A 22,841-nucleotide genomic window follows, 5' to 3' on the forward strand; every position below is an offset into this window, starting at 1 on the left:
GGTGACGCTCCCGGTGAAGGACGGCAAGGTGTCCTTCTACAACGCCTCCGGCGGCACCGTGCACCTGGTCGCGGACCTGGCCGGCTACTACGCCACCGAGGGCAAGCTCACCTACCGCCCGGTCGGCCCGATCCGGGTCGTCGACACCCGTGAGCTCACCTACTGGGAGACGGGCACCCGCCCGGCGGGCACCGTCCCGGCCTGGGGCACCCTGGACATCCCGGTCGGCGACCTCCCGAACATCGCGGCGGTGACCCTGAACGTGACCGTCACCGAGCCGGGCGCCGAGGGCCACCTCACCGTGTACCCGCACGGCGACCCGGCGCCCGACGCGTCGAACCTCAACTTCCTGCCCGGCGAGACCATCCCGAACCAGGTGGTCGTCCCGGTCAAGGACGGCAAGGTCTCGCTCTACAACGCGAGCGGTGCCCCGCTGCACCTCGTGGTCGACGAGTTCGGCTACCAGGGGTACTGATCCCGCTCCGGACCCGCGGCCCCGGTGCCGAGCCCCGCGCTCGCCACCGGGGCCGTCCTCGTGAGTAGGCTCGGACGGGTGAGTACCGGACACCCCTTCCCCGACCTGCGCGGCGCCGCCACCGGCGTCGGCTCGCTGCCCGGCACCGACGCCCGGGAGGCCGCCAGGACCTCCACCGGCGCGCTGGAGCACCTGCCGTTCCTGCCCGAGCTGCCCGCGCGCGGCCCGGGCGCCGACATGATCGGCCGCGGCGCCGGCCTGCTGGTCGAGCTGTTCGCGCAGACCGAGCCCAGCGGCTGGCGGTTCGCCGACCGCCCCGGCCGGGACACCCGCCGCGCCCACTCCTGGCTCGGCGAGGACCTGGACGCCCTGGAGGAGTTCACCCAGGGCCACCAGGGCGCGTTGAAGGTCCAGGCCGTCGGCCCGTGGACGCTGGCGGCGAACATCGAGCTCAAGCACGGGGAGAAGGCGCTCGCCGACCCCGGCGCCTGCCGGGACATCGCGGGCTCGCTCACCGAGGGCCTGCGCCGCCACCTCGCGGAGGTCCGCAAGCGGGTGCCGGGCGCGGAGGTGCTCCTCCAGCTGGACGAACCCTCGCTGCCCGCCGTCCTGGCCGGGCAGGTGAAGACCGCGAGCGGCTTCCAGCGGCTGCGCGCCGTGGACCGGCAGGTCGCCGAGGAGGTGCTGCGGGAGCTGATCCGCGGCCTGGACGCGCCCGTCGTGGTGCACTCCTGCGCCCCGGAGGTCCCGGTCCCGCTGCTGCGCCGGGCCGGGGTCGCCGGGATCTCGCTGGACTTCTCCCTCCTCACCGAGCGCCAGGACGACGACCTGGGCGAGGCGGTGGAGGGCGGCACGGTGATCCTCGCCGGTGTCGTCCCCGCCACTGACCAGGCGGTGTCCGACCCGGCCGGTAGTGTCCAGGGGGTCAGGAACCTGTGGCGCAGGCTCGGGTTCGCTCCGGAGCTGCTGGGCCGCCGCGTGCTGGTGACGCCGACCTGCGGGCTGGCCGGGGCCTCCCCGGCGTACGCGCGCAGGGCGCTGTCGCTCGCGGCGCGGGCGGCGCAGAGCCTGGTGGACAACCCGGAATGAGAACGTAGGAGGGCTTGCGGTGACGGCTGTCGAGGGCTGGGAGGACGTTCCGGCGGAGGTGCGCCGACGGCACGCCGAGCTGGCGCAGGAGATCACCGACCACCGCGCCCGGTACTACGAGCAGGACGCGCCGGTCGTCAGCGACGCCGAGTTCGACGCCCTGATGCGCGAGCTGGAGGCGATCGAGGCCGAGCACCCGGCCCTGGTGACGCCGGACTCGCCGACCCAGCGGGTCGGCGGCGCCCCGACCGCGCTGTTCGCCGCGGTCGAGCACCGCGAGCGCCTGCTCAGCCTCGACAACGCGATGGACGACGAGGAGTTGGGCGCCTGGGCGGACCGGGTCGCCACCGAGCTGCACGGCATCGACTACCACTACCTGTGCGAGCTCAAGGTGGACGGCCTGGCCGTCAACCTCACCTACGAGAAAGGCCAGTTGGTGCAGGCGGCGACCCGCGGCGACGGCCGGGTCGGCGAGGACATCACCGCCAACGTCCGCACCATCAAGGAGATCCCGCACCGGCTCAGGGGCGACCGGATCCCCGAACTGGTGGAGATCCGCGGCGAGGTCTACTTCCCGACCGAGGAGTTCCTCGCGCTCAACGCCTCCTTCTCGGAGGAGAACGAGCGCCGCCGGCAGGAGAACGAGGAGCGCGCCAGGGAGGGCAAGCGGCCCCGGGCGATGATCCGGCTGTTCATGAACCCCCGCAACGCCGCCGCCGGTTCGCTGCGCCAGAAGGACCCGCGCGTCACCGCCTCCCGCCCGCTGCACATGGTGGTGCACGGCATCGGCGCCCGGGTCGGCTTCGACATCGACAACCAGTCGCACGCCTACGAGCTGCTGCACGAGTGGGGCCTGCCCACCGCCCGGCACAACAAGGTGGTCGGGAGCCTGGCCGAAGTGCGGGCCTTCATCAAGCACTTCGGAGAGCAGCGGCACTCGGTCGAGCACGAGATCGACGGCGTCGTGGTCAAGGTGGACGAGATCGCCCTCCAGGGCCGGCTCGGAGCCACCTCCAAGTCCCCGCGCTGGGCGATCGCCTGGAAGTACCCGCCGGAGGAGGTCACCGGCAAGCTGGCCGAGATCAAGGTCGGCATCGGCCGCACCGGCCGGGCCACCCCGTACGCGGTGCTGGCCGAGCCGGTGAAGGTGGCCGGCTCGATGGTGCAGTACGCGACGCTGCACAACCAGGAGATCGTGAAGGCCAAGGACGTCCTGCTGGGCGACACCGTGGTGCTGCGCAAGGCCGGTGACGTCATCCCGGAGATCCTCGGCCCGGTCTACGACCTGCGGGACGGTACCGAGCAGGCCTTCGTGATGCCCTCGCACTGCCCGGAGTGCGCCGCCGAGCTGCGCCCGATGTCCGAGGGGGACATCGATCTGCGCTGCCCCAACGCCCAGCACTGTCCGGCCCAGATCCGGGAGCGGATCGCCTTCCTCGGCGGGCGCTCCTGCCTGGACGTCGAGGGGCTCGGTTACGTCGCGGCCACCGCGCTGACCCAGCCGCTGGAGCCGGCCGAGGCCCCGGTGCGCAACGAGGGCGACGTCTTCGGGCTGACCGAGGAACAGCTGCTGCCGATCAAGGTGCTGGTGCGCGACCAGAAGACCGGCATGCCCAAGCTGGACGACCGGACCGGCAAGGAGAAGGAGGTGTTCTTCTTCGCGACCACCAAGGGCGAGCCGAAGAAGTCCCTCCGCGCGCTGCTGGACAACCTGGAGGGGGCGAAGGAGCGCCCGCTCTGGCGCTTCCTCAACGGCCTGTCGATCCGGCACGTCGGCCCGGTAGCGGCCCAGGAGCTGGCGCGGGAGTTCCGCGACCTGGACCGGATCTTCTCGGCCACCGAGGAGGAGTTGGCCGCCGTCGAGGGTGTCGGCCCGACCATCGCCCGCTCGGTCAAGGAGTGGTTCGAGGAGGAGTGGCACCGGGACGTCCTGGAGAAGTGGCGCGCCGCGGGCGTGCGCTTCACCGAGGAGTTCGCGGACGACGAGGCGGCGGAGCGCCCGCTGGAGGGCCTGACGGTGGTCGTGACGGGGACGCTGTCCGGCCACACCCGGGACGGTGCCAAGGAGGCGCTGACCTCGCGCGGAGCGAAGGTGACCGGCTCGGTTTCGAAAAAGACCGATTTTGTGGTCGCTGGTGACAACCCCGGATCCAAGTACGACAAGGCCGTTCAGCTCGGACTGCCGGTCCTGGACGACGCGGGCTTCGCCGTGCTGCTGTCCGACGGGCCGTCGGCCGCCCGCGCCCACCTGGGACTTCCCGAGCCCGAGGAGGCCGCCGGGGCCGCCGGCGCCCCCGCTGAGAGCTGATCCGGGGCGGACCCGAGCGGCCGGTGGCCGGATCCGTGTTGTTATCGTCCTGATGCAACGTCACCGGGTGCCGTTCAGTGAAAGCGGGCATTGTGTCACTGTGCGGCACCCGGGCGCGGTGGCGCGTTTCCGGTTGTCCGAAAGTCTGCCCACCGGGTGGACCCCGGCATACCCTGGAGCGCAACAGAGTGTCAGCAGGGGTGGGGGCACCGGCTGAGCCGGTGCTCCTCGGGGTCGCTCCATGCCCGGCAGCTGTCGGTACCGGCACGGTGCCTCACCGTAAGGCGGCCTGACGGGGCGGGCCCGACGGAGGACAGGGCTTATGGATCGTACGACCGGCGGCGCGCCCACACGCCCGCCGCAGGGGGTGGCAGGTGCGGTCCTGCTGCTCGGCGTGCTGCTGGCCGGAGCCGCGCCGCTCATCCCGCTGGCCGTCCTGGTCTACCGGTACGAACCCGAACTGCTGCCGCTGTTCGCGGTGCCGCTGGCCGTGCTGGTGGCGGCCTGGCGGATCGCCCGGGACCGCGCCCGCGACCAGCTGACCGACCCGCTGACGGACCTGCCCAACCGTCAGGCGTTACTGCTGGCCGCCCAGGAGGCCATCGTCGAGCGCGAGGAGGGCTACAGCGTCGGTCTCATCCTGCTTGACCTCGACCGCTTCCGAACGCTCAACGACACACTCGGTCATACGGCGGGTGACCGGCTGCTGGTTCACATCGCCCGCCGACTCCATCGGGCACTGCGCTCCGGCGGCCCGGCCGGCAGCGCCACCCGGGAGTCCATCGACGACGTCTTCGCCGGTCTGCCCCGGCACTACCGCCGCGGCCGGCCGATGGTGGCCCGGATGGGAGGCGACGAGTTCGCCGTCCTGATGCCCGGCATCAACTGCCCCGACAGCCTGGAGCGGGTGGCCAAGGCGCTGATCGCCGAACTCGCCGCGCCGATCCGCCTGGACGGACTGCTGCTCGTGCTGGAGGCCAGCGCCGGCGTCTGCGTCTACCCGCAGGGCGCCCAGGACGCCGAGTCGCTGCTGCGCCGCGCCGACGTGGCGATGGGCCACGCCCAGCGCGAGTGCAGCGGCGTGGCCCAGTACGACGAGACCCAGGACGCCGACACCCCGTACCGGATCGGCCTGCTGGGGGACCTCCGCCGGGCCCTGGAGACCGGCGAGGTGCAGCTGCACTACCAGCCGAAGGTGGCCTTCGACGGCCGGGTGGTCGGTCTGGAGGCGCTGCTGCGCTGGGAGCGGCCCGGGCAGGGGAGGGTCTCGCCGGACGAGTTCGTCGGGCTCGCCGAGTCCAGCGGCCTGATGCCCCGGCTCACCGACTACGTGCTGGAGGCGGCCGTCGGCCAGCTGGCCTACTGGCGCGACCAGGGCCTCCAGGTGCAGGTCGCGGTCAACGTGTCGCCGCGCGACGTGCTCAACCCCGGCTTCGCCCAGCGCGTGGCCGGGCACCTGGTCCGCCACCAGGTGCCGGCCCACGCCCTCCAGCTGGAGATCACCGAGCGGCTGCTGCTGGACGACTCCCGGCGCGCCGCCGACACCCTGGCCGAGCTGCGCGGCTACGGCGTGGGGATGTCCCTGGACGACTTCGGCACCGGCCACTCCTCGCTGGTGCGGCTGCGCAGCCTGCCGGTCGGCGAGCTGAAGATCGACCGCTCCTTCGTCTCCCGGATGGTCGCCGACGACCACGACGCGGCGGTGGTCCGCTGCTCGGTGGAACTGGCCCACTCGCTCGGCCTGACCGTGGTCGCCGAGGGCGTCGAGGACGACGAGACCTGGGAGCGGCTGCACTGCATGGGCGTGGACGCCGTCCAGGGCTGGCTGGTGTCGGCCGCGCTGCCCGCCGAGCAGGCCACCGCCTGGCTCCGGGTGCACCGCACCACCGGCGCCCCGACCGTGGAGCGGCTCGGCGCCCCGCCGCAGCTCCCGTCGATCATCAAGCCGGTCGCCCAGCCGTCCGTGATCAAGCCGGCGGTCCAGTCCCCGGTGATCACGCCCGCGGTCCCGCCCGCGCGGCCCCCGGTGCTGCCGCCGACCCTCCCGCCGGTGCTCCCGCCGGTGCTCCCGCCGGCCGTCCAGGCCGTGCAGCGCGCCCAGGCGCTCCCGGCCGCGCAACTGGGCGTCACGGCGCCCGGCGCCCAGGGTTGGGCCCGTACCAGGCCCCAGTGACGCGGGCGCGCGGTTACTCGTTGGCCGGCGGCCGGGCCGGGCCCCATAGGATGGGGTCCAAAGACCACGAGGACGGAGCGCCGAACCCGGCTGCTCCTGCCCGGGCCCGGCGCCGCCGCAGGCGTCGCCGGGTCTCACCAGAACTCACCCTGAGGATCGCTGCATGCCTGGCATCACGCGCGAGGAGGTCGCCCACCTCGCCCGGCTGTCGCGTCTTGAGCTGAAGCCCGAAGAGCTGGACCACTTCGCCGAGCAGCTCGACGTGATCATCGGCGCGGTCGCCCGCGTTTCTGAGGTCGCCGGACAGGACGTCCCGCCGACCTCCCACCCGCTGCCGCTGACCAACGTCATGCGCGCGGACGAGGTGCGGCCGTCGCTCACCCCGGAGCAGGCGCTGTCCGGCGCCCCCGCCGCCGAGGAGCAGCGTTTCCGTGTGCCGCAGATCCTCGGGGAGGACTGACCGAGATGACCGAGCTGATTCGTTACACCGCCGCCGAGACGGCCACCGCCATCGCCACCGGCGAGGTGTCCGCCGTCGAGGTCGCCCAGGCGCACCTGGACCGCATCGAGGCCGTCGACAAGAAGGTCAACGCCTTCCTGCACGTCGACACCGAGGGCGCGCTGGCCGCCGCCAAGGCCGTCGACGAGAAGCGCGCCAAGGGCGAGGAGCTGGGCCCGCTGGCCGGCGTCCCGCTCGCGCTCAAGGACGTCTTCACCACCAAGGGCATCCCGACCACCTGCGGGTCGAAGATGCTGGAGGGCTGGATCCCGCCCTACGACGCCACCCTGACCACCCGTCTCAAGGACGCCGGGGTGGTCATCCTCGGCAAGACCAACATGGACGAGTTCGCGATGGGCTCCTCCACCGAGAACTCCGCCTACGGCCCGACCGGCAACCCGTGGGACCTCACCCGCATCCCGGGCGGCTCCGGCGGCGGTTCGGCCGCGGCGCTGGCCGCGTTCGAGGCCCCGCTGGCGATCGGCACCGACACCGGCGGCTCGATCCGCCAGCCCGGCGCCGTCACCGGCACCGTCGGCGTCAAGCCGACCTACGGCTCGGTGTCCCGCTACGGCCTGGTCGCCTTCTCCAGCAGCCTGGACCAGGGCGGCCCGTGCGCCCGTACGGTGCTGGACGCGGCGCTGCTGCACGAGGCCATCGCCGGGCACGACCCGCTGGACTCGACCTCGATCGACGCGCCCGTCCCGGCCGTGGTCGAGGCCGCGAAGATGCGCGACATCCGCGGCATGCGGATCGGCGTCGTCAAGGAGTTCGCCGGCGAGGGCTACCAGACCGGCGTGATGCAGCGCTTCAACGAGTCGGTGGAGCTGCTGCGCGAGCTGGGCGCCGAGGTCGTCGAGGTGTCCTGCCCGTCCTTCACCCTGGCGCTGCCGGCGTACTACCTGATCGCCCCGTCGGAGTGCTCCTCCAACCTGGCCCGCTTCGACGCCATGCGCTACGGCCTGCGGGTCGGCGACGACGGCTCGCGCTCGGCCGAGGAGGTCACCGCGCTGACCCGCGAGGCCGGCTTCGGCGACGAGGTCAAGCGCCGCATCATCCTGGGCACCTACGCCCTCTCCTCGGGCTACTACGACGCCTACTACGGCTCGGCCCAGAAGGTGCGCACGCTGATCTCGCGCGACTTCGACGCCGCCTTCGCCGGTGTGGACGTCCTGGTCTCGCCGACCACGCCGACCACCGCCTTCCCGATCGGCGAGCGTGCCGACGACCCGATGGCGATGTACCTGGCCGACCTGTGCACGATTCCGTCGAACCTCGCGGGCAACGCGGCCATGTCGCTGCCGGTCGGCCTGGCCCCGGAGGACAATCTCCCGGTCGGCCTGCAGATCATCGCTCCCGCGATGGCGGACGACCGCCTGTACCGAGTGGGCGGCGCCGTCGAGGCCGCACTCAACGACAAGTGGGGGCACACCCTGCTGGAGGAGGTACCGGCACTGTGAGCAAGATCGAGAAGGCCAGGGCCCAGTCCGCTTCGCTCAAGGGCTTCAAGCACTCCAAGCCCGGTCTCTGGCTGTCCATCGGCACCAGCGCGTTCGGTGCGGTCTCCGTGGTCAAGGACGTCCGCAAGGCCCGCGAGGAGAACGACACCCTCAAGCTGGTCAACGCCCTGGTCGGCGCGGCCGCGCTGATCACCGGCACCGCCCTGCTGGTGCGCGAGCTGCGCCAGCTGGGCTCCGACGACGTGCTGCTGGGCTGAGCGAGCCGAGCGCCCGGCCCGGCCCCGCGCACAGCGGCGGCCGGGCCCGTACCTCCCGAGTCTTTAAGTTGAGAAGGGACGCTGTGAGCGTCATGAACCTGGTCTCCTACGAGGACGCTCTCGCGTCGTACGACCCGGTGATGGGCCTTGAGGTCCACGTCGAGCTGGGTACCAAGACCAAGATGTTCTGCGGTTGCTCGACCGAGCTGGGCGCCGAGCCGAACAGCCAGACCTGCCCGACCTGCCTGGGCCTGCCCGGCTCGCTGCCGGTGGTCAACGCGGTGGGCGTGGAGTCGGCGGTCAAGATCGGCCTGGCGCTGAACTGCGAGATCGCCGAGTGGTGCCGGTTCGCGCGGAAGAACTACTTCTACCCGGACATGCCCAAGAACTTCCAGACCTCGCAGTACGACGAGCCGATCGCCTTCAACGGCTACCTCGACGTGCAGCTGGAGGACGGCACGACCTTCCGCGTGGAGATCGAGCGTGCCCACATGGAGGAGGACACCGGCAAGTCCAGCCACGTCGGCGGCGCCACCGGTCGCATCCACGGGGCCACCCACTCGCTGCTCGACTACAACCGGGCCGGCATCCCGCTGATCGAGATCGTCACCAAGCCGATCGTCGGCGCCGGCGAGCGCGCCCCCGAGGTCGCCAAGGCGTACGTCGCCGAGCTGCGCGAGCTGATCAAGTCGCTGGGCGTCTCCGAGGCCCGGATGGACAAGGGCCAGATGCGCTGCGACGTCAACCTGTCGCTGCGCCCGAACGGCACCGAGACCTTCGGCACCCGCTCGGAGACCAAGAACGTCAACTCGCTGCGCAGCGTGGAGCGGGCCGCCCGGTTCGAGATCCAGCGCCACGCCACCGTGCTGACCGACGGCGGCACCATCGTCCAGGAGACCCGCCACTTCCACGAGGACGACGGCACCACCACCTCGGGCCGGATCAAGGACAACGCCGAGGACTACCGCTACTTCCCCGAGCCGGACCTGGTGCCGGTGGCCCCCTCCCGCGAGTGGGTCGAGGAGCTGCGCGCCGCGCTGCCGGAGCTGCCGCGGGTGCGTCGCGCCCGGCTGCAGTCCGAGTGGGGCCTGTCCGACAAGGACATGCAGTCCGTGCTCAACGCCGGTGCGGTCGAGCCGATCCAGGAGACCATCGCGGCCGGTGCCCCGGCCGACCAGGCCCGCAAGTGGTGGATGGGCGAGCTGGCCCGTCGCGCCAACGAGACCGGCACCGAGCTGAGCGAGCAGCCGATCACCCCGGCGCAGGTCGCCCGGGTCACCGCGCTGGTCGCCGAGGGCAAGCTGAACGACAAGCTGGCCCGTCAGGTCATCGAGGCCGTGCTGGCCGGCGAGGGCGAGCCGGACGAGGTCGTCGAGAAGCGCGGCCTGGCGGTGGTCTCCGACGACTCCGCCCTGGGCGCGGCCGTCGACCAGGCCATCGCCGAGAACGAGGGCGTCGCCGCCAAGATCCGCGACGGCAAGATCGCGGCCGTGGGCGCGCTGGTCGGCGCGGTCATGAAGGCCACCCGTGGCCAGGCGGACGCGGCCCGGGTCAAGGACCTGATCCTGGAGCGGCTTGCCGCGGAAGGACAGTAGGCACAACCTGGAGAAGCTCGGCGTCTCCGCCTGAGGGCCTCCAAGCGGTCAGGCCTGCCTTCCTAAGGCGTCTAAGGCATCTAAGGCCCTCTAAGTAAGGCCTAAGGCCCTGTCTCACCTACGTAACTAGGCGAGGCAGGGCCTTAAACCTTTTTTGCCGCCCTATCTAAGGCATTCGGCCTTCGGAAGATGGGGCACGCTCCCGATGCGGCACCCCCCACTGGGGGAGGAAGCTCTTACTCGTCAGGGAAACGAAGGTGAAACCCGAAGGGGAACCCGAAGTGATCGAGTACCAGCTCATCCAGCAGCAGGCCCACGAGCTCGAACTCCGTGCCGAGCACGAGCGTCTGGTCCGCGAGGCCAAGGAGGCCCGCCGCCTCCGCCGCCGTCCGGTGGCCGCCCGCTTCCAGCGGCGCCCCGTGCGTCAGCCGGAATGCTGACGGTCCGGCACCGCGACGGTGCCGAAGGAGTTCCGGAGGGGGAGGCGCCGCGGGAGAGCGCCTCCCCCTCCGGGCGTTCGCCTGCGGAGATAACCCCTCTCACCGGCGGCTCCGGCTATGGCATGCTCGCCTCCATGCAGCAGATATCGGTCAGTCCCGTCTTCGTCGGCCGCGGCAGCGAGATCACCGAACTGACCGACGCGCTGCGCCGCGCGGGCACCGGCAACCCGCAGGCCGTGCTGATCGGCGGCGAGGCCGGCATCGGCAAGACCCGGCTGCTGGAGGAGTTCCTGCAGCGGGCCTGCGACGGGGGAGCGGTCACCACCCTCGGCAGGTGTCTGGAGGTCGGCGCCGAGGGCCTGCCGTACGCGCCGCTGGCCGCCGCGCTGCGCCGCCTGCACCGCTCGCTGGGCGCCGAGTTCGAGGCCGCGGCCGCCGGCAGCGAGGGCCACCTCGCCCGACTGCTCTCCGAGTTCGGCGAGGCGGACGGCGAACCCAACGACGAGTACGGCCGGGCCCGGCTGTTCGAGCACACCGCGAGGCTGTTCGAACGGTTCGGCGCGGACCGTACCCTCGTCCTCGCCGTCGAGGACCTGCACTGGTCCGACCGCTCGACCCGGGAACTGCTCGCCTTCCTGGTGCGCACCCTGCACCGCTCCCGGGTCCTGCTGGTCGCCACCTACCGCACCGACGACCTGCACCGCCGCCACCCGCTGCGCCCCTTCCTGGCCGAGCTCGAACGGCTGCGCACCGTCCAGCGGTTGGAGCTGGAACGGTTCGGCCGCCGCGAGGTCGCGGCCCAGCTGGCCGGCATCCTCGGCACCGCCGCCCCCGACCGCCAGCTGGTGGACCGCATCCTCCGCCGCTCGGAGGGCAACCCGTTCTTCGTCGAGGAACTGGCCACCGCCTTCGAGGACGGCTGCGGTGCCGGCCTGACCGACTCGCTGCGGGACATCCTGCTGGTCCGGGTCGAGGGGCTGGACGAGGAGGCCCAGCGGGTGGTGCGGATCGCCGCCGAGGGCGGCTCGCACGTCGAACACGCCCTGCTGGCCGCCGTCCTGGCCGATGACGAGGAGGCGCTGATCGAGGCGCTGCGGGCGGCCGTGGGCGCCAACATCCTGCGGCCGGACAGCGAGGGCGAGGGCTACCGCTTCCGGCACGCGCTGGTCCGCGAGGCCGTCTCGGACGACCTGCTGCCGGGCGAACGGCACCGGATCAACCGCAAGTTCGCGCTCGCCGTGGAGGCCCGGCCGCAGCTCGTCCCCGCCGACGCGCTGCCCGCCCGGCTGGCCAACTACTGGTACCACGCGCACGATCCGGCCCGCGCCCTGCCGACCGCGCTGGACGCCGCCCGCGCGGCCCGGCGCCGCAACGCCTTCGCCGAGCAACTCGGCATGCTGGAACGCGCCCTGGAGCTGTGGGACCAGGTCTCCGAGGAGGTGCTGGCGCACACCCTGCGCCCGTACGACTGGGCCGAGACCTACCCGCCGGGCTCCTGCGACCACAGCTCCGCCGACGCGGAGTGCGACCGGATCCAGCTCGTCGACGTGCTGGCCGAGGCGGTGGTCGCGGCCCGGCGCTGCGGCGACCGCGAGCGCGGCCTGAGCCTGGCCAAGCGCGGTCTCCGGCTGGTCGACGAGGCGGAGCACCCGGTGCGCTCGGCCTGGTTCCGCATCAACCGGGCACGGATGCTGGGCAACCTGCGCCGCTCCGGGGACGACGAGGAGATCGCCCGCGCCCACCGGCTGGTGGAGGGCCTGCCGCCGTCCGCCGTGCAGGCCGAGGTGTTCGCCCTGGCCGCCGGGGTGGCGGTGGTCCGGTCGCCCCGCCTCGACCACCTGGAACTGGCCGAGCGGGCGATCCGGATCGCCGAGCAGGTCGGCGCGCACTCGGTCGAGGTGCACGCCCGGATGACCCTCGGCAGCCTGCGCTACGACCTCCTGGGCGACGCCGAGGGCGGGCTGGCCGAGCTGACGGCCGCGGTCGAGCGGGCCCGGCAGCTGGGCGTGCCGGACCTCCTGCTGCGCGGCATCAACAACCTGGCCAGCATGCAGCGCGGACTGGGCCGGGCGGAGGAGGCCGTCCGGCTGGCCCGGGAGGGCCTGGAGTACGCGGACGGCAACGGGCTGCAGCGCAACATCGGCAACATCCTGACCGGCAACCTGGTCGAGGCGCTGGCCGACCTCGGGCAGGTCCGGGAGGCCGAGGAACTGCTCGCCGCCAGCGAACTGATCGGCCTGCCCGGCTCCCACGCCGAGTTCCTGGACCGGATGCGCGGCGACCTCGCCGTGCTGCGGGGGGACTTCGCCACCGCGGCGACCCTGCTGGCGCAGGCCCGGGCGGCGAACCGGGTCGGCCAGGCGCAGCACGGGGTACCGATCAGCCGGCTGGCCGTTCGGCTCGCCGCCCACGGCGGGCGCCCGCTGGAGGCCCGGGCCGAACTGCTCGCCGCGCTCGCCGAGGAGGGGCGGCTCGGCTACGACTCCGACGTCTACCCGCTGCTGGTGGAGGCCGCCGGGGTGGAGGCGGACAACCTGGGGCTGCCGGAAGCCGAGGCGGGCCGGGCCGAGGCGCTGGCCGCGATCGCCGCGGCCGGCGCCGACCTGCGGCCCCAGTCGCCGCTGCACCACGGCTGGAGCCGACTGCTGGAGGCCGAACTGGCCCGCGCCGCGGCGGCGGACACGCCGGAGCACTGGGCGCGGGCGGTCGCCGAGCTGCGACCGACCGGCCTGCCGTACCCGCTGGCCCTCGCGTTGCTGCGGAGCGCCGAGGCGGAGGTCCGGGCCGGCCGGCGCGAGACCGCGACCGAACTGCTGCGCGAGGCGGCCGAACTGGCGGACGCCCGGGGCGACCGGCCGCTCGGCGCGCAGATCGCCGCCCTGGCCGAACGGGCCGGGCTCACCCTGGTCCCGGTCGCGCGAGCGGCCGTCGCGGCCGTCCCGGTGCAGGCGGTCGGAGACTCCTTCGGGCTCACCCCCCGTGAGCGGGACGTGCTCCGGTTGCTCGCGCGGGGCTGGACCAACCGGCAGATCGCCGAGGAGCTGTACATCTCTCCGAAGACCGCAAGCGTGCACGTGTCCAACATCCTCGGCAAGCTGGAGGTCGGCGGCCGGGGCGAGGCCGCCGCGCTGGCCCACCGGCTGCGGCTGTTCCCCGACGACCTGGCCCCCTCCGGCCGGTGAATCCGCGGGTCGCCGACCGTAGTCGTCCGGTCGGCGACCAGGGCCTGTTTCCCGGGTCCCGTCAGCCCCGATAGGACCCGAGGGACCGGCCCAGTGCCGTCCGGACGGGCAGGCGCCGTCGCGTGCTCCCGTGCGCGCCGCGTGAGCCCCTGCCCGCGCGCCGCCGCCAACCGGGCCGATCGGTCGGAATCGAGTGCATTTCCCCGCTCTGTCGCCATTACTCTAAGTTGAGTGTGCGTGTCCTTGAGTGACGGAATTGGTGTAGCGTCCCGAGCGGGAGCATCGGTGCGGTGCGGCGGCCGGAAGGCCGCCCGCCCCCTGGGCCGCCGTCCTGACGGGGCGCCAGGCCACCGCGTACGGCCGAGAGGTGCGCGGCCGGTGGCCCGTGACCGGGGCGCCAGGCCCTGGGCCGGAGGGGGAGAGGCCGAGTGAGCTCCACCGATACGGTGCTGCCCGGATCCGGGCGGCCGGACGTACCACCCGCCGACGCGTCCGCCGCCGACCTGCCGGAGCCCGTCCGGCGCGGCCCGCTGCGCCGGCTCCGGGAGAGCCGCGCGCTGCCCGGCCTCGCCCTCGGCGGGCTCTGCCTGGCCTACGCGCTGGGCGCCGCCACCGGCTGGGGATCGAGCCAACTCTCCATCTTCATGGGCGACTTCGGGCTTTCCGCGGCCGCCCTCGCGGCCGCCCTGTCCTGCCTGGTGTACGGCTGCACGGTCGGCGGCCACGCCCGCCCGGCCTGGCTGCTGTTCGGTCTGTCCTCCCTCATGGTCGCCTTCGGCAACGGCACCTGGGGCTGGTACGAACTGGTCGTGCGCACCTCGCTGCCACGGGACTCGCTCGCCGACTACGCCTTCCTGCTGTTCGCCCCCCTCGCCATCACCGGCGTGCTGGTGCTCGCCCAGCACCCGCGCTCGGCCGCCGGCTGGCTGTGCCTGCTGCTCGACGGCTGGCTGATCGCCGGCTCGCTGTTCACCCTCAGCTGGAGCCTGGCGCTCGGCCGGATCGCGGCCGGCGAGGGCGGCTCCCCGCTACGACTGGCCCTCAACCTGGCCTACCCGGTGCTGGACATCCTGCTGGTCAGCCTGGTGGTGGGGCTGCGCTTCGGCGGCCGGGACGGCAACCGGGCGGCGGTGCACACCGCGATGCTCGCGCTCGCCGTCACCGTGACCTGCGACGCCCTGTTCACCTCGCCGGCGCTGCGCAGCAGCTACCACTCCGGCGAACTGCTGGACGCGGGCTGGTTCTCCGGCAGCCTGCTGCTCGCGTGGGCCCCGTGGTCCTCGCGCTGGCGCCGTCCGCTGCGCGAGCACCCCTCGGCCGGCGGCCTGCCGCGCCGCCGGGTGGCCACCACGTTCAGCGCGCTCACCCCGTACGCGGCCGCCGCCGTGTGCACCGCCGGAATCCTCTACAACGCCCTCGGCGGGCGCGAGTTGGACCGCGTGGTGGCCGCGGCCGCGTGCACCGTCGGGCTGGCACTGATCCTCAGGCAAGGCGTAATGCTGCTCGACAACCTGTCGCTGGCCCAGGAACTCGCCCACAAGGAGGCGCACTTCCGCTCCCTGGTGCAGGGCTCCAGCGACGTCATCATGATCGCCGGGGCCAACGGCGTGCTCTCGTACGTCTCCCCGGCCGCGCTCGGCGTCTACGGGCGGGATCCGGAGGAACTGGTCGGCGGCAACCTGCTGGACCTGGTCCACCCCGAGGACGTCGGCCGGGTGCTCTCCGAGGTCCGCCGCTACCTGGCGCGGGTCCGGCTGGCCGCCCACCGCACCTCGGGCACCGGAGAGCCCTCGGCCCGGGTGGAGTGCCGGATCAGCTCCGGCGTCGGCGAGTGGCTGCACGTGGAGTCGACGGTCAGCCGGCACCGCGACGGGCTGCTGCTCAACAGCCGGGACGTCACCGAACGCGTCATGCTCCAGGCCCAGTTGCAGCACAACGCCTTCCACGACCCGCTCACCGACCTGCCCAACCGCGCGCTGTTCGCCCAGCGGCTGCGTGCCGCGCTCGGCACCCGCGGCCAGCAGGACGGGACGGGCGCCGGCATCGCGGTGCTCTTCCTCGACCTGGACGGCTTCAAGGCGGTCAACGACTCCGCCGGCCACCAGGTCGGCGACGAGCTGCTGGTGCAGGCCGCCCGCCGACTGCAGGGCGCCGTCCGCTGCGGGGACACCGTCGCCCGGTTCGGCGGCGACGAGTTCGCCGCGCTGGTCTGCGGCCCGCTCGGCACGCTGCAGGTCCAGGAGCTGGCCGAGCGGCTGCGGGTCGCGCTCTCCGCGCCGTACTGGATCGGCGGCGTCGAACTCGGCGTCGCCGCCAGCATCGGGATCGCCTTCGGCACCCCCGAACGCGGCCCGGCCGCAGATCCCAGGGCCGCCGCCGACGAGCTGATGCGCAACGCCGACCTCGCGATGTACCGGGCCAAGTCCGAGGGCAAGGGCCGGGTGGTGCTCTACGCCCCCGCGATGCGGGCCGACCTGGAGCGCCGCACCGAGCTGGAGGAGCGGCTGCGGGTGGCCGTCCGGGAGGGCGGCTTCACCCTGCTCCACCAGCCCGTGGTGGACCTCGCCAGCGGCGCGGTGACCGGCGTCGAGGCCCAGGCCCGCTGGCGCTCGGCGGGCGGCCTGCTGCTCACCCCGGCCGAGTTCCTGCGCTCGGCCGAACAGGGCGACGCGGCGACCCGCTTCTCCCGCTGGCTGGTGCAGGAGGCGGTCACGGCCGCCGCCGACCGGCGCGCGGTGTCCGGCCGGGGCCGTGGTGGTGCCCCGGTGTCCGTCCCGGTGGCCGTCCGGCTCTCCGCCGAGCGGCTCTGCTCACCCGGCCTGTACGAGACGGTGGCCGCGGCGCTGCGCGACAGCGGGCTGCCGGCCGGCGGGCTGGTGATCGAGGTGGCCAGGACGGGACCGGACCAGCTCGCCGACGAACTCGGCCGCCGGCTGACCGCCCTGCGCGGACTCGGCGTCTCCACCTGGCTGGCCGGCTACGGCGCCGGCGGCGGCTCCCTGGGGGCGCTCGCCCGGCTGCCGCTGGACGGGCTCAAACTGGACCGCACGCTGGTCCAGGACCTCGGCGAGTCCGCCCTCAGCCGCACCCTGGCCGGGCACGCCCTGCGGCTCGGCCGGGACCTCGGGATGGTCACCGCCGCCGAGGGGGTGGACCTGCCCCGGCAGGTCGCCGCGCTGCAGGACCTGGGCTGCCGGCTGGCCCAGGGCTCGGCCTTCGCCCCGCCACTGGACGAGGGCCGGCTGCGCCGGGCGCTGGCCCGCCGCGGCTACCCGCTGCCCAAGCCGCTCGGCTCGCTGTCCGCCCGCCGGGCCCACCTGGCCGCGGACACCCGTACGAGTGGCCGCCCGGACGCGGTCGGGGGACGTGTCGTACATCACCACGGGGCCTCCGACCTGCCCGAACACCCGGCCGCCGCCGGTCCGGCAGCCGGTCCGCATGGCGAGACGGTCATCCCACCTGCTTGACACGCCACCCCGGACGGGAGGAAGGTCGTTGCCATGCGCACCCGAATTCTCGTACTTGGCGGGCGCGTCGGCTGAGTGGGCTCGCACGCCCCGCTCGTGACAGACCGACGCGCCACCCCTCGCATGCCCTTGGGCACGAGGGGTTTTTTGTTGCACTGACGCTGTTCCCACCGCAAGACCCCTGGCCCCGACCGCCCCGGACAGTCCGACTTCTCGGATCGAGCGGGACGATAGAGGCAGAGCCGGCGATCGGCCCGGAACGGGACCCCACCCTCGCACCACCGGGGCCCGCAGCACCGGGCCGGCAAAACCCGAGAAGAGACAGGCAGATGACCGAGCACGCCGCATCCCCCCGCCGCGGGGACAACCCGGCCGCCCACGCTCCCGCTCCCCAGCACGTCTCCGAGACCATGACCGGAGCCCAGTCGCTCATCCGCTCGCTCGAGGCCGTGGGCGCGGACACCGTCTTCGGCATCCCGGGCGGGGCCATCCTTCCCGCGTACGACCCGCTGATGGACTCGGTCAAGGTGCGCCACATCCTGGTCCGCCACGAGCAGGGCGCCGGCCACGCCGCCACCGGCTACGCCCAGGCCACCGGCCGGGTCGGGGTCTGCATGGCCACCTCCGGCCCCGGTGCCACCAACCTGGTCACCCCGATCGCCGACGCCTACATGGACTCCGTGCCGATCGTCGCGATCACCGGTCAGGTCTCCTCCAAGGCGATCGGCACCGACGCCTTCCAGGAGGCGGACATCTGCGGCATCACGATGCCGATCACCAAGCACAACTACCTGGTCACCGACCCGGCCGAGATCCCCCGGGTGATCGCCGAGGCCTTCCACATCGCCGCCACCGGCCGCCCCGGGCCGGTCCTGGTCGACATCGCCAAGGACGCCCTCCAGGCCACCACCACCTTCCGTTGGCCCGTCGAGACCGCGCTGCCGGGCTACCGCCCCGTCACCAAGCCGCACGCCAAGCAGATCCGCGAAGCCGCGAAGATGCTGGTCAGCAGCAAGCGTCCGGTGCTGTACGTCGGCGGCGGCGTGATCAAGGCCCAGGCCACCGCCGAGCTGCGGATCCTCGCCGAGCTGACCGGCGCCCCGGTCGTCACCACCCTGATGGCGCTCGGCGCCTTCCCGGACAGCCACCCGCAGCACCTGGGCATGCCCGGCATGCACGGCTCCGTCCCGGCCGTCACCGCGCTGCAGAAGTCGGACCTGCTGTTCACCCTGGGCGCCCGCTTCGACGACCGGGTCACCGGCAAGCTGGACGGCTTCGCCCCGTACGCCAAGATCGTGCACGCGGACATCGACCCGGCCGAGATCGGCAAGAACCGCCCGGCGGACGTGCCGATCGTCGGTGACGCCCGTGAGGTGCTGGCCGACCTGATCGTCGCCGTCCAGGCCGAGTTCGACGCCGGTCACAAGGGCGACTACGCGGAATGGTGGGAGAAGCTCGACGAGTGGAAGAAGACCTACCCGCTGGGCTTCGAGCCGGCCCCGAACGGCCAGCTCTCCCCGCAGCAGGTCATCGAGCGGATCGGCCGGCTGGTCGGCCCGGAGGCGATCTACGCCGCGGGCGTCGGCCAGCACCAGATGTGGAGCTCGCAGTACATCCGCTTCGAGAAGCCCGGCACCTGGCTCAACTCCGGCGGCGCCGGCACCATGGGCTACGCCGTCCCGGCGGCGATGGGCGCCAAGGCGGGCCGCCCCGAGGCGGCGGTCTGGGCCATCGACGGCGACGGCTGCTTCCAGATGACCAACCAGGAGCTGGTCACCTGCGCCCTGAACGACATCCCGATCAAGGTCGCGGTCATCAACAACGGTTCGCTGGGCATGGTCCGGCAGTGGCAGACGCTGTTCTACAACCAGCGCTACTCCAACACCGTGCTCCACTCCGGCCCCGGCCACGACGGCATCGCGCCGCCGGCCCAGGGCACCCGGATCCCCGACTTCGTCCTGCTGTCCGAGGCGATGGGCTGCGTCGGCCTGCGCTGCGAGCGCCCCGAGGACCTGGACGCGGTCATCAAGCAGGCGATGGAGATCAACGACCGCCCGGTCGTCATCGACTTCATCGTCCACCAGGACGCGATGGTGTGGCCGATGGTCGCGGCCGGCACCAGCAACGACGAGATCCAGTTCGCCAAGGGCGTCCGCCCCGACTTCGGCGACGATCTCGACTGACGACCCCGACAACCCAGAACGACTGAGGAACCACATGTCCAAGCACACCCTCTCCGTCCTGGTCGAGAACAAGCCCGGCGTGCTCGCCCGCATCGCCGCGCTGTTCTCCCGTCGGGGCTTCAACATCGACTCCCTCGCCGTCGGCCCGACCGAGCACCCGGACGTGTCCCGGATGACGATCGTGGTCAACGTCGAGGATCTCCCGCTGGAACAGGTCACCAAGCAGCTCAACAAGCTCGTGAACGTGATAAAGATCGTCGAACTCGACCAGTCCGCTGCGATCCAGCGGGAACTGGTCCTGGTGAAGGTCCGCGCCGACAACGAGACCCGGTCGCAGATCGTCGAGATCGTCCAGCTGTTCCGTGCCAAGACCGTCGACGTGTCGCCCGAAGCGGTGACCATCGAGGCCACCGGCAGTTCGGACAAGCTGGAGGCCATGCTCCGGATGCTGGAGCCTTACGGCATCAAGGAGTTGGTCCAGTCCGGCCTGGTCGCCATCGGCCGCGGCGCGCGTTCCATCACGGACCGCTCGCTGCGCGCCCTCGACCGCAGCGCCTGACCCGCGCGCCCGTCGCCCGCCACCGCCCTTCCAAGGACGCGCTGGCGCGCGGCACCTCTTGAGCAGAGACCCGCACCCCGCCGGTGTTGCCTACGCTGGGAACCCCGGCACCCATCACGCAAGGAGATGTGCCCCCGTGGCCGAGCTGTTCTACGAAGACGACGCCGACCTGTCCATCATCCAGGGCCGCAAGGTCGCGGTCATCGGCTACGGCAGCCAGGGCCACGCCCACGCGCTGTCCCTGCGCGACTCCGGCGCCGACGTCCGGGTCGGCCTGAAGCCGGAGTCCACGTCCCGTGCCAAGGCCGAGGAGGCCGGCCTGCGCGTGGTCACCCCGGCCGAGGCCGCGGCCGAGGCCGACGTCATCATGATCCTGGTGCCGGACCCGATCCAGGCCGACGTCTACGAGGCCGACATCGCCCCGCACCTGAAGGCCGGCGACGCCCTGTTCTTCGGCCACGGCCTGAACATCCGCTACGGCTTCATCAAGCCCCCGGCGGACGTCGACGTCTGCATGGTCGCCCCGAAGGGCCCGGGCCACCTGGTCCGCCGCCAGTACGAGGAGGGCCGCGGCGTCCCGGCGATCGTCGCGGTCGAGCAGAACGCCTCGGGCAAGGCCTTCGACCTGGCCCTGTCGTACGCCAAGGGCCTGGGCGCCACCAAGGCCGGCGTCATCAAGACCACCTTCACCGAGGAGACCGAGACCGACCTGTTCGGTGAGCAGGCCGTCCTCTGCGGTGGCACCGCCGCCCTGGTGAAGGCCGGTTTCGAGACCCTGGTCGAGGCCGGCTACCAGCCGGAGATCGCCTACTTCGAGTGCCTGCACGAGCTGAAGCTGATCGTCGACCTGATGTACGAGGGCGGCCTGGAGAAGATGCGCTGGTCGGTCTCCGAGACCGCAGAGTGGGGCGACTACGTCACCGGCCCGCGCATCATCACCGCCGACACCAAGGCCGAGATGAAGAAGGTCCTCGCCGAGATCCAGGACGGCACCTTCGCCAAGACCTGGATCGCCGAGTACAAGGCGGGCCTGCCGAAGTACAACGAGTACAAGAAGGCCGACGAGGACCACCTGCTGGAGACCACCGGCAAGAAGCTGCGCTCGCTGATGAGCTGGGTCAACGAGAAGGCCTGAGCCCTTTCGCCCGGTGTTCCTCCAGGGCCCGGTTCCGCAAGGCCCTTGTACAAGTAGGCTGCTCCCGTCCGGGTGATTTCGCCGGACGGGAGCAGCCCCGTACCCTGCCCGCCGATACACTCCCGAGTGCGCGTCAGGCCCACAGCGTCGTGCGTCTACCTACGCGGCCATGCCACCTTCCCCCGCCCGCCACGCCACCTACGTGCCCGGGGGAACCGGACAGTTAAGGACCCACTGTCGTGAGCAAATCCGTAGTACTGATCGCCGAAGAGCTTTCGCCCGCCACCGTCGACGCCCTCGGCCCCGACTTCGAGATCCGCCACTGCAACGGCGCCGACCGCACCGAGCTGCTCACCGCGATCGCCGACGTCGACGCGATCCTGATCCGTTCCGCCACCAAGGTCGACTCCGAGGCGCTGGCCGCCGCCCGCAAGCTCAAGGTGGTCGCCCGGGCCGGCGTCGGTCTGGACAACGTGGACGTCGCCGCCGCCACCAAGGCCGGCGTGATGGTCGTCAACGCGCCGACCTCCAACATCGTCACCGCCGCCGAACTCGCCTGCGGCCTGCTGATCTCCGTCGCCCGCAACATCGCCCCCGCCAACACGGCGCTCAAGCAGGGCGAGTGGAAGCGCAACAAGTACACGGGCGTCGAGCTGAGCGAGAAGACCCTCGGCGTGGTCGGCCTCGGCCGGATCGGCGTCCTGGTCGCCCAGCGGATGTCCGCGTTCGGGATGAAGATCGTCGCGTACGACCCCTACATCCAGGCCGCCCGCGCCGCGCAGATGGGCGTCAAGCTGGTCTCGCTGGAGGAGCTGCTGGAGGTCTCGGACTTCATCACCGTCCACCTCCCCAAGACCCCCGAGACGATCGGCCTGATCGGCGACGAGGCGCTGCACAAGGTCAAGCCGAGCGTGCGCATCGTCAACGCCGCCCGCGGCGGCATCGTGGACGAGGAGGCGCTCGCCGCCGCGCTGCGCGAGGGCCGGGTGGCCGGCGCGGGCCTGGACGTGTACGCCAAGGAGCCCTGCACCGACTCCCCGCTGTTCGCCTTCGACAACGTGGTCGCCACCCCGCACCTGGGCGCCTCCACCGACGAGGCGCAGGAGAAGGCCGGCATCGCGGTCGCCAAGTCGGTGCGCCTGGCGCTGGCCGGCGAGCTGGTGCCGGACGCCGTCAACGTCCAGGGCGGCGTGATCGCCGAGGACGTGCGCCCGGGCCTGCCACTGGCCGAGAAGCTCGGCCGGATCTTCACCGCGCTGGCCGGCGAGGTGGCCGTCCGGCTGGACGTCGAGGTCCGCGGCGAGATCACCCAGCACGACGTGAAGGTGCTCGAACTGTCCGCGCTGAAGGGCGTGTTCGAGGACGTGGTGGCGGAGACGGTGTCCTACGTCAACGCCCCGCTGTTCGCCCAGGAGCGCGGCGTCGAGGTCCGCCTGACCACCTCCAGCGAGAGCCCCGAGCACCGCAACGTGATCACCGTGCGCGGCACGCTGGCGGACGGCGAGGAGATCGCCATCTCCGGCACGCTGGCCGGCCCGAAGCAGACCCAGAAGATCGTCGGCGTGGACACCTTCGACGTCGACGTGGCGCTCACCGACCACATGGCCTTCTTCAAGTACGAGGACCGCCCCGGCGTGGTCGGCGTGCTCGGCCGTCACCTCGGCGACGCGGGCATCAACATCGCGGGCATGCAGGTCGCGCGGGACGGCGGCAGCGCCCTCGCCTCCATCACGGTGGACAGCGAGATCCCGCAGGACGTGCTGACGGCGATCGCCGCCGAGATCGGCGCCCGCTTCGCGCGCTCGGTCGACCTGGGCTGATCCCCCCGCCCTGACCAGGGCCCGGACCGCCGTTCGAACGGCGGTCCGGGTCCTGCTGCGTTCTGCCGGGTGAGGCCCGTCTCAGATACTAGGAAATCCAAGTATTCGTGCAGACACGGCCGGACCGGGGTCGTACCGTGGAAGGGCCGTACGGTGTGCCGCCCCTGTAGCCAGGGCGCGCGGCCCGTGTGTGCGTGCG

Annotated in this window: 13 protein-coding genes and 2 pseudogenes; all 15 read left to right on the forward strand. The window is 72.5% G+C overall.

The genetic code is table 11. The features are described 5' to 3' along the window. Window positions 1-475 (forward strand): annotated as a pseudogene (locus tag ACH4J0_RS33215) (hypothetical protein); the annotation flags it as partial. Window positions 476-553: 78 nt separating this feature from the next. After that, on the forward strand, window positions 554-1,564 hold the full coding sequence (locus tag ACH4J0_RS33220; protein WP_396244686.1) for a methionine synthase: 1,011 nt from the start codon (window positions 554-556) through the stop codon (window positions 1,562-1,564). A 19-nt stretch (window positions 1,565-1,583) separates the two neighbouring features. Beyond that, window positions 1,584-3,872: an NAD-dependent DNA ligase LigA gene (ligA, locus tag ACH4J0_RS33225; RefSeq protein ID WP_396244688.1), complete on the forward strand. Its 2,289-nt coding sequence runs from the start codon at window positions 1,584-1,586 to the stop codon at window positions 3,870-3,872. A 385-nt stretch (window positions 3,873-4,257) separates the two neighbouring features. Beyond that, window positions 4,258-6,045 (forward strand): annotated as a pseudogene (locus ACH4J0_RS33230) (putative bifunctional diguanylate cyclase/phosphodiesterase); the annotation flags it as partial. Between the two features lie 163 nt (window positions 6,046-6,208). After that, window positions 6,209-6,505, forward strand: a complete 297-nt coding sequence (gene gatC, locus ACH4J0_RS33235) for an Asp-tRNA(Asn)/Glu-tRNA(Gln) amidotransferase subunit GatC (protein WP_030057414.1) — start codon at window positions 6,209-6,211, stop codon at window positions 6,503-6,505. A 5-nt stretch (window positions 6,506-6,510) separates the two neighbouring features. Continuing rightward, window positions 6,511-8,004, forward strand: a complete 1,494-nt coding sequence (gene gatA / locus ACH4J0_RS33240) for an Asp-tRNA(Asn)/Glu-tRNA(Gln) amidotransferase subunit GatA (protein WP_396244690.1) — start codon at window positions 6,511-6,513, stop codon at window positions 8,002-8,004. Beyond that, window positions 8,001-8,261, forward strand: coding sequence for a hypothetical protein (locus ACH4J0_RS33245; RefSeq protein WP_396244691.1), 261 nt, complete (start codon window positions 8,001-8,003; stop codon window positions 8,259-8,261). The genes gatA and ACH4J0_RS33245 overlap by 4 nt, the downstream gene beginning before the upstream one ends. Window positions 8,262-8,344: 83 nt before the next feature. Further along, entirely contained in the window at window positions 8,345-9,856 is a 1,512-nt protein-coding gene (gene gatB, locus ACH4J0_RS33250; protein WP_396244692.1) for an Asp-tRNA(Asn)/Glu-tRNA(Gln) amidotransferase subunit GatB, read from the forward strand. A gap of 281 nt (window positions 9,857-10,137) precedes the next feature. Next, window positions 10,138-10,296 (forward strand): hypothetical protein, encoded by a 159-nt coding sequence (locus ACH4J0_RS33255; RefSeq protein ID WP_396244693.1) that lies wholly within the window; start codon window positions 10,138-10,140, stop codon window positions 10,294-10,296. Window positions 10,297-10,430: 134 nt separating this feature from the next. After that, window positions 10,431-13,478, forward strand: coding sequence for a helix-turn-helix transcriptional regulator (locus ACH4J0_RS33260; protein ID WP_396244694.1), 3,048 nt, complete (start codon window positions 10,431-10,433; stop codon window positions 13,476-13,478). A 530-nt stretch (window positions 13,479-14,008) separates the two neighbouring features. Beyond that, window positions 14,009-16,945 carry a putative bifunctional diguanylate cyclase/phosphodiesterase gene (locus ACH4J0_RS33265; protein WP_396244710.1) on the forward strand — a complete coding sequence of 979 codons (2,937 nt, stop codon included), beginning with the start codon at window positions 14,009-14,011 and terminating at the stop codon, window positions 16,943-16,945. Window positions 16,946-17,274: 329 nt separating this feature from the next. Beyond that, window positions 17,275-19,128 carry an acetolactate synthase large subunit gene (locus ACH4J0_RS33270; protein WP_396244695.1) on the forward strand — a complete coding sequence of 618 codons (1,854 nt, stop codon included), beginning with the start codon at window positions 17,275-17,277 and terminating at the stop codon, window positions 19,126-19,128. A 34-nt stretch (window positions 19,129-19,162) separates the two neighbouring features. Continuing rightward, window positions 19,163-19,687 (forward strand): acetolactate synthase small subunit, encoded by a 525-nt coding sequence (gene ilvN, locus ACH4J0_RS33275; RefSeq protein WP_030286969.1) that lies wholly within the window; start codon window positions 19,163-19,165, stop codon window positions 19,685-19,687. 136 nt (window positions 19,688-19,823) lie between these two features. Next, window positions 19,824-20,822 (forward strand): ketol-acid reductoisomerase, encoded by a 999-nt coding sequence (gene ilvC, locus ACH4J0_RS33280; protein WP_396244696.1) that lies wholly within the window; start codon window positions 19,824-19,826, stop codon window positions 20,820-20,822. A 239-nt stretch (window positions 20,823-21,061) separates the two neighbouring features. Then, window positions 21,062-22,642 carry a phosphoglycerate dehydrogenase gene (serA, locus tag ACH4J0_RS33285; RefSeq protein WP_396244697.1) on the forward strand — a complete coding sequence of 527 codons (1,581 nt, stop codon included), beginning with the start codon at window positions 21,062-21,064 and terminating at the stop codon, window positions 22,640-22,642. Window positions 22,643-22,841 lie beyond the last annotated feature (199 nt).

The organism is Kitasatospora sp. NPDC017646 (genome assembly GCF_044329365.1).
Lineage (GTDB): Bacteria > Actinomycetota > Actinomycetes > Streptomycetales > Streptomycetaceae > Kitasatospora.

What these genes read in the sequence shown, in the direction of transcription:
- ACH4J0_RS33260 (WP_396244694.1), top strand. Translation starts at nt 10,431, where the DNA reads ATGCAGCAGATATCGGTCAGTCCCGTCTTCGTCGGCCGCGGCAGCGAG.
- gatA (WP_396244690.1), top strand. Translation starts at nt 6,511, where the DNA reads ATGACCGAGCTGATTCGTTACACCGCCGCCGAGACGGCCACCGCCATC.
- gatC (WP_030057414.1), top strand. Translation starts at nt 6,209, where the DNA reads ATGCCTGGCATCACGCGCGAGGAGGTCGCCCACCTCGCCCGGCTGTCG.
- ilvN (WP_030286969.1), top strand. Translation starts at nt 19,163, where the DNA reads ATGTCCAAGCACACCCTCTCCGTCCTGGTCGAGAACAAGCCCGGCGTG.
- ACH4J0_RS33270 (WP_396244695.1), top strand. Translation starts at nt 17,275, where the DNA reads ATGACCGAGCACGCCGCATCCCCCCGCCGCGGGGACAACCCGGCCGCC.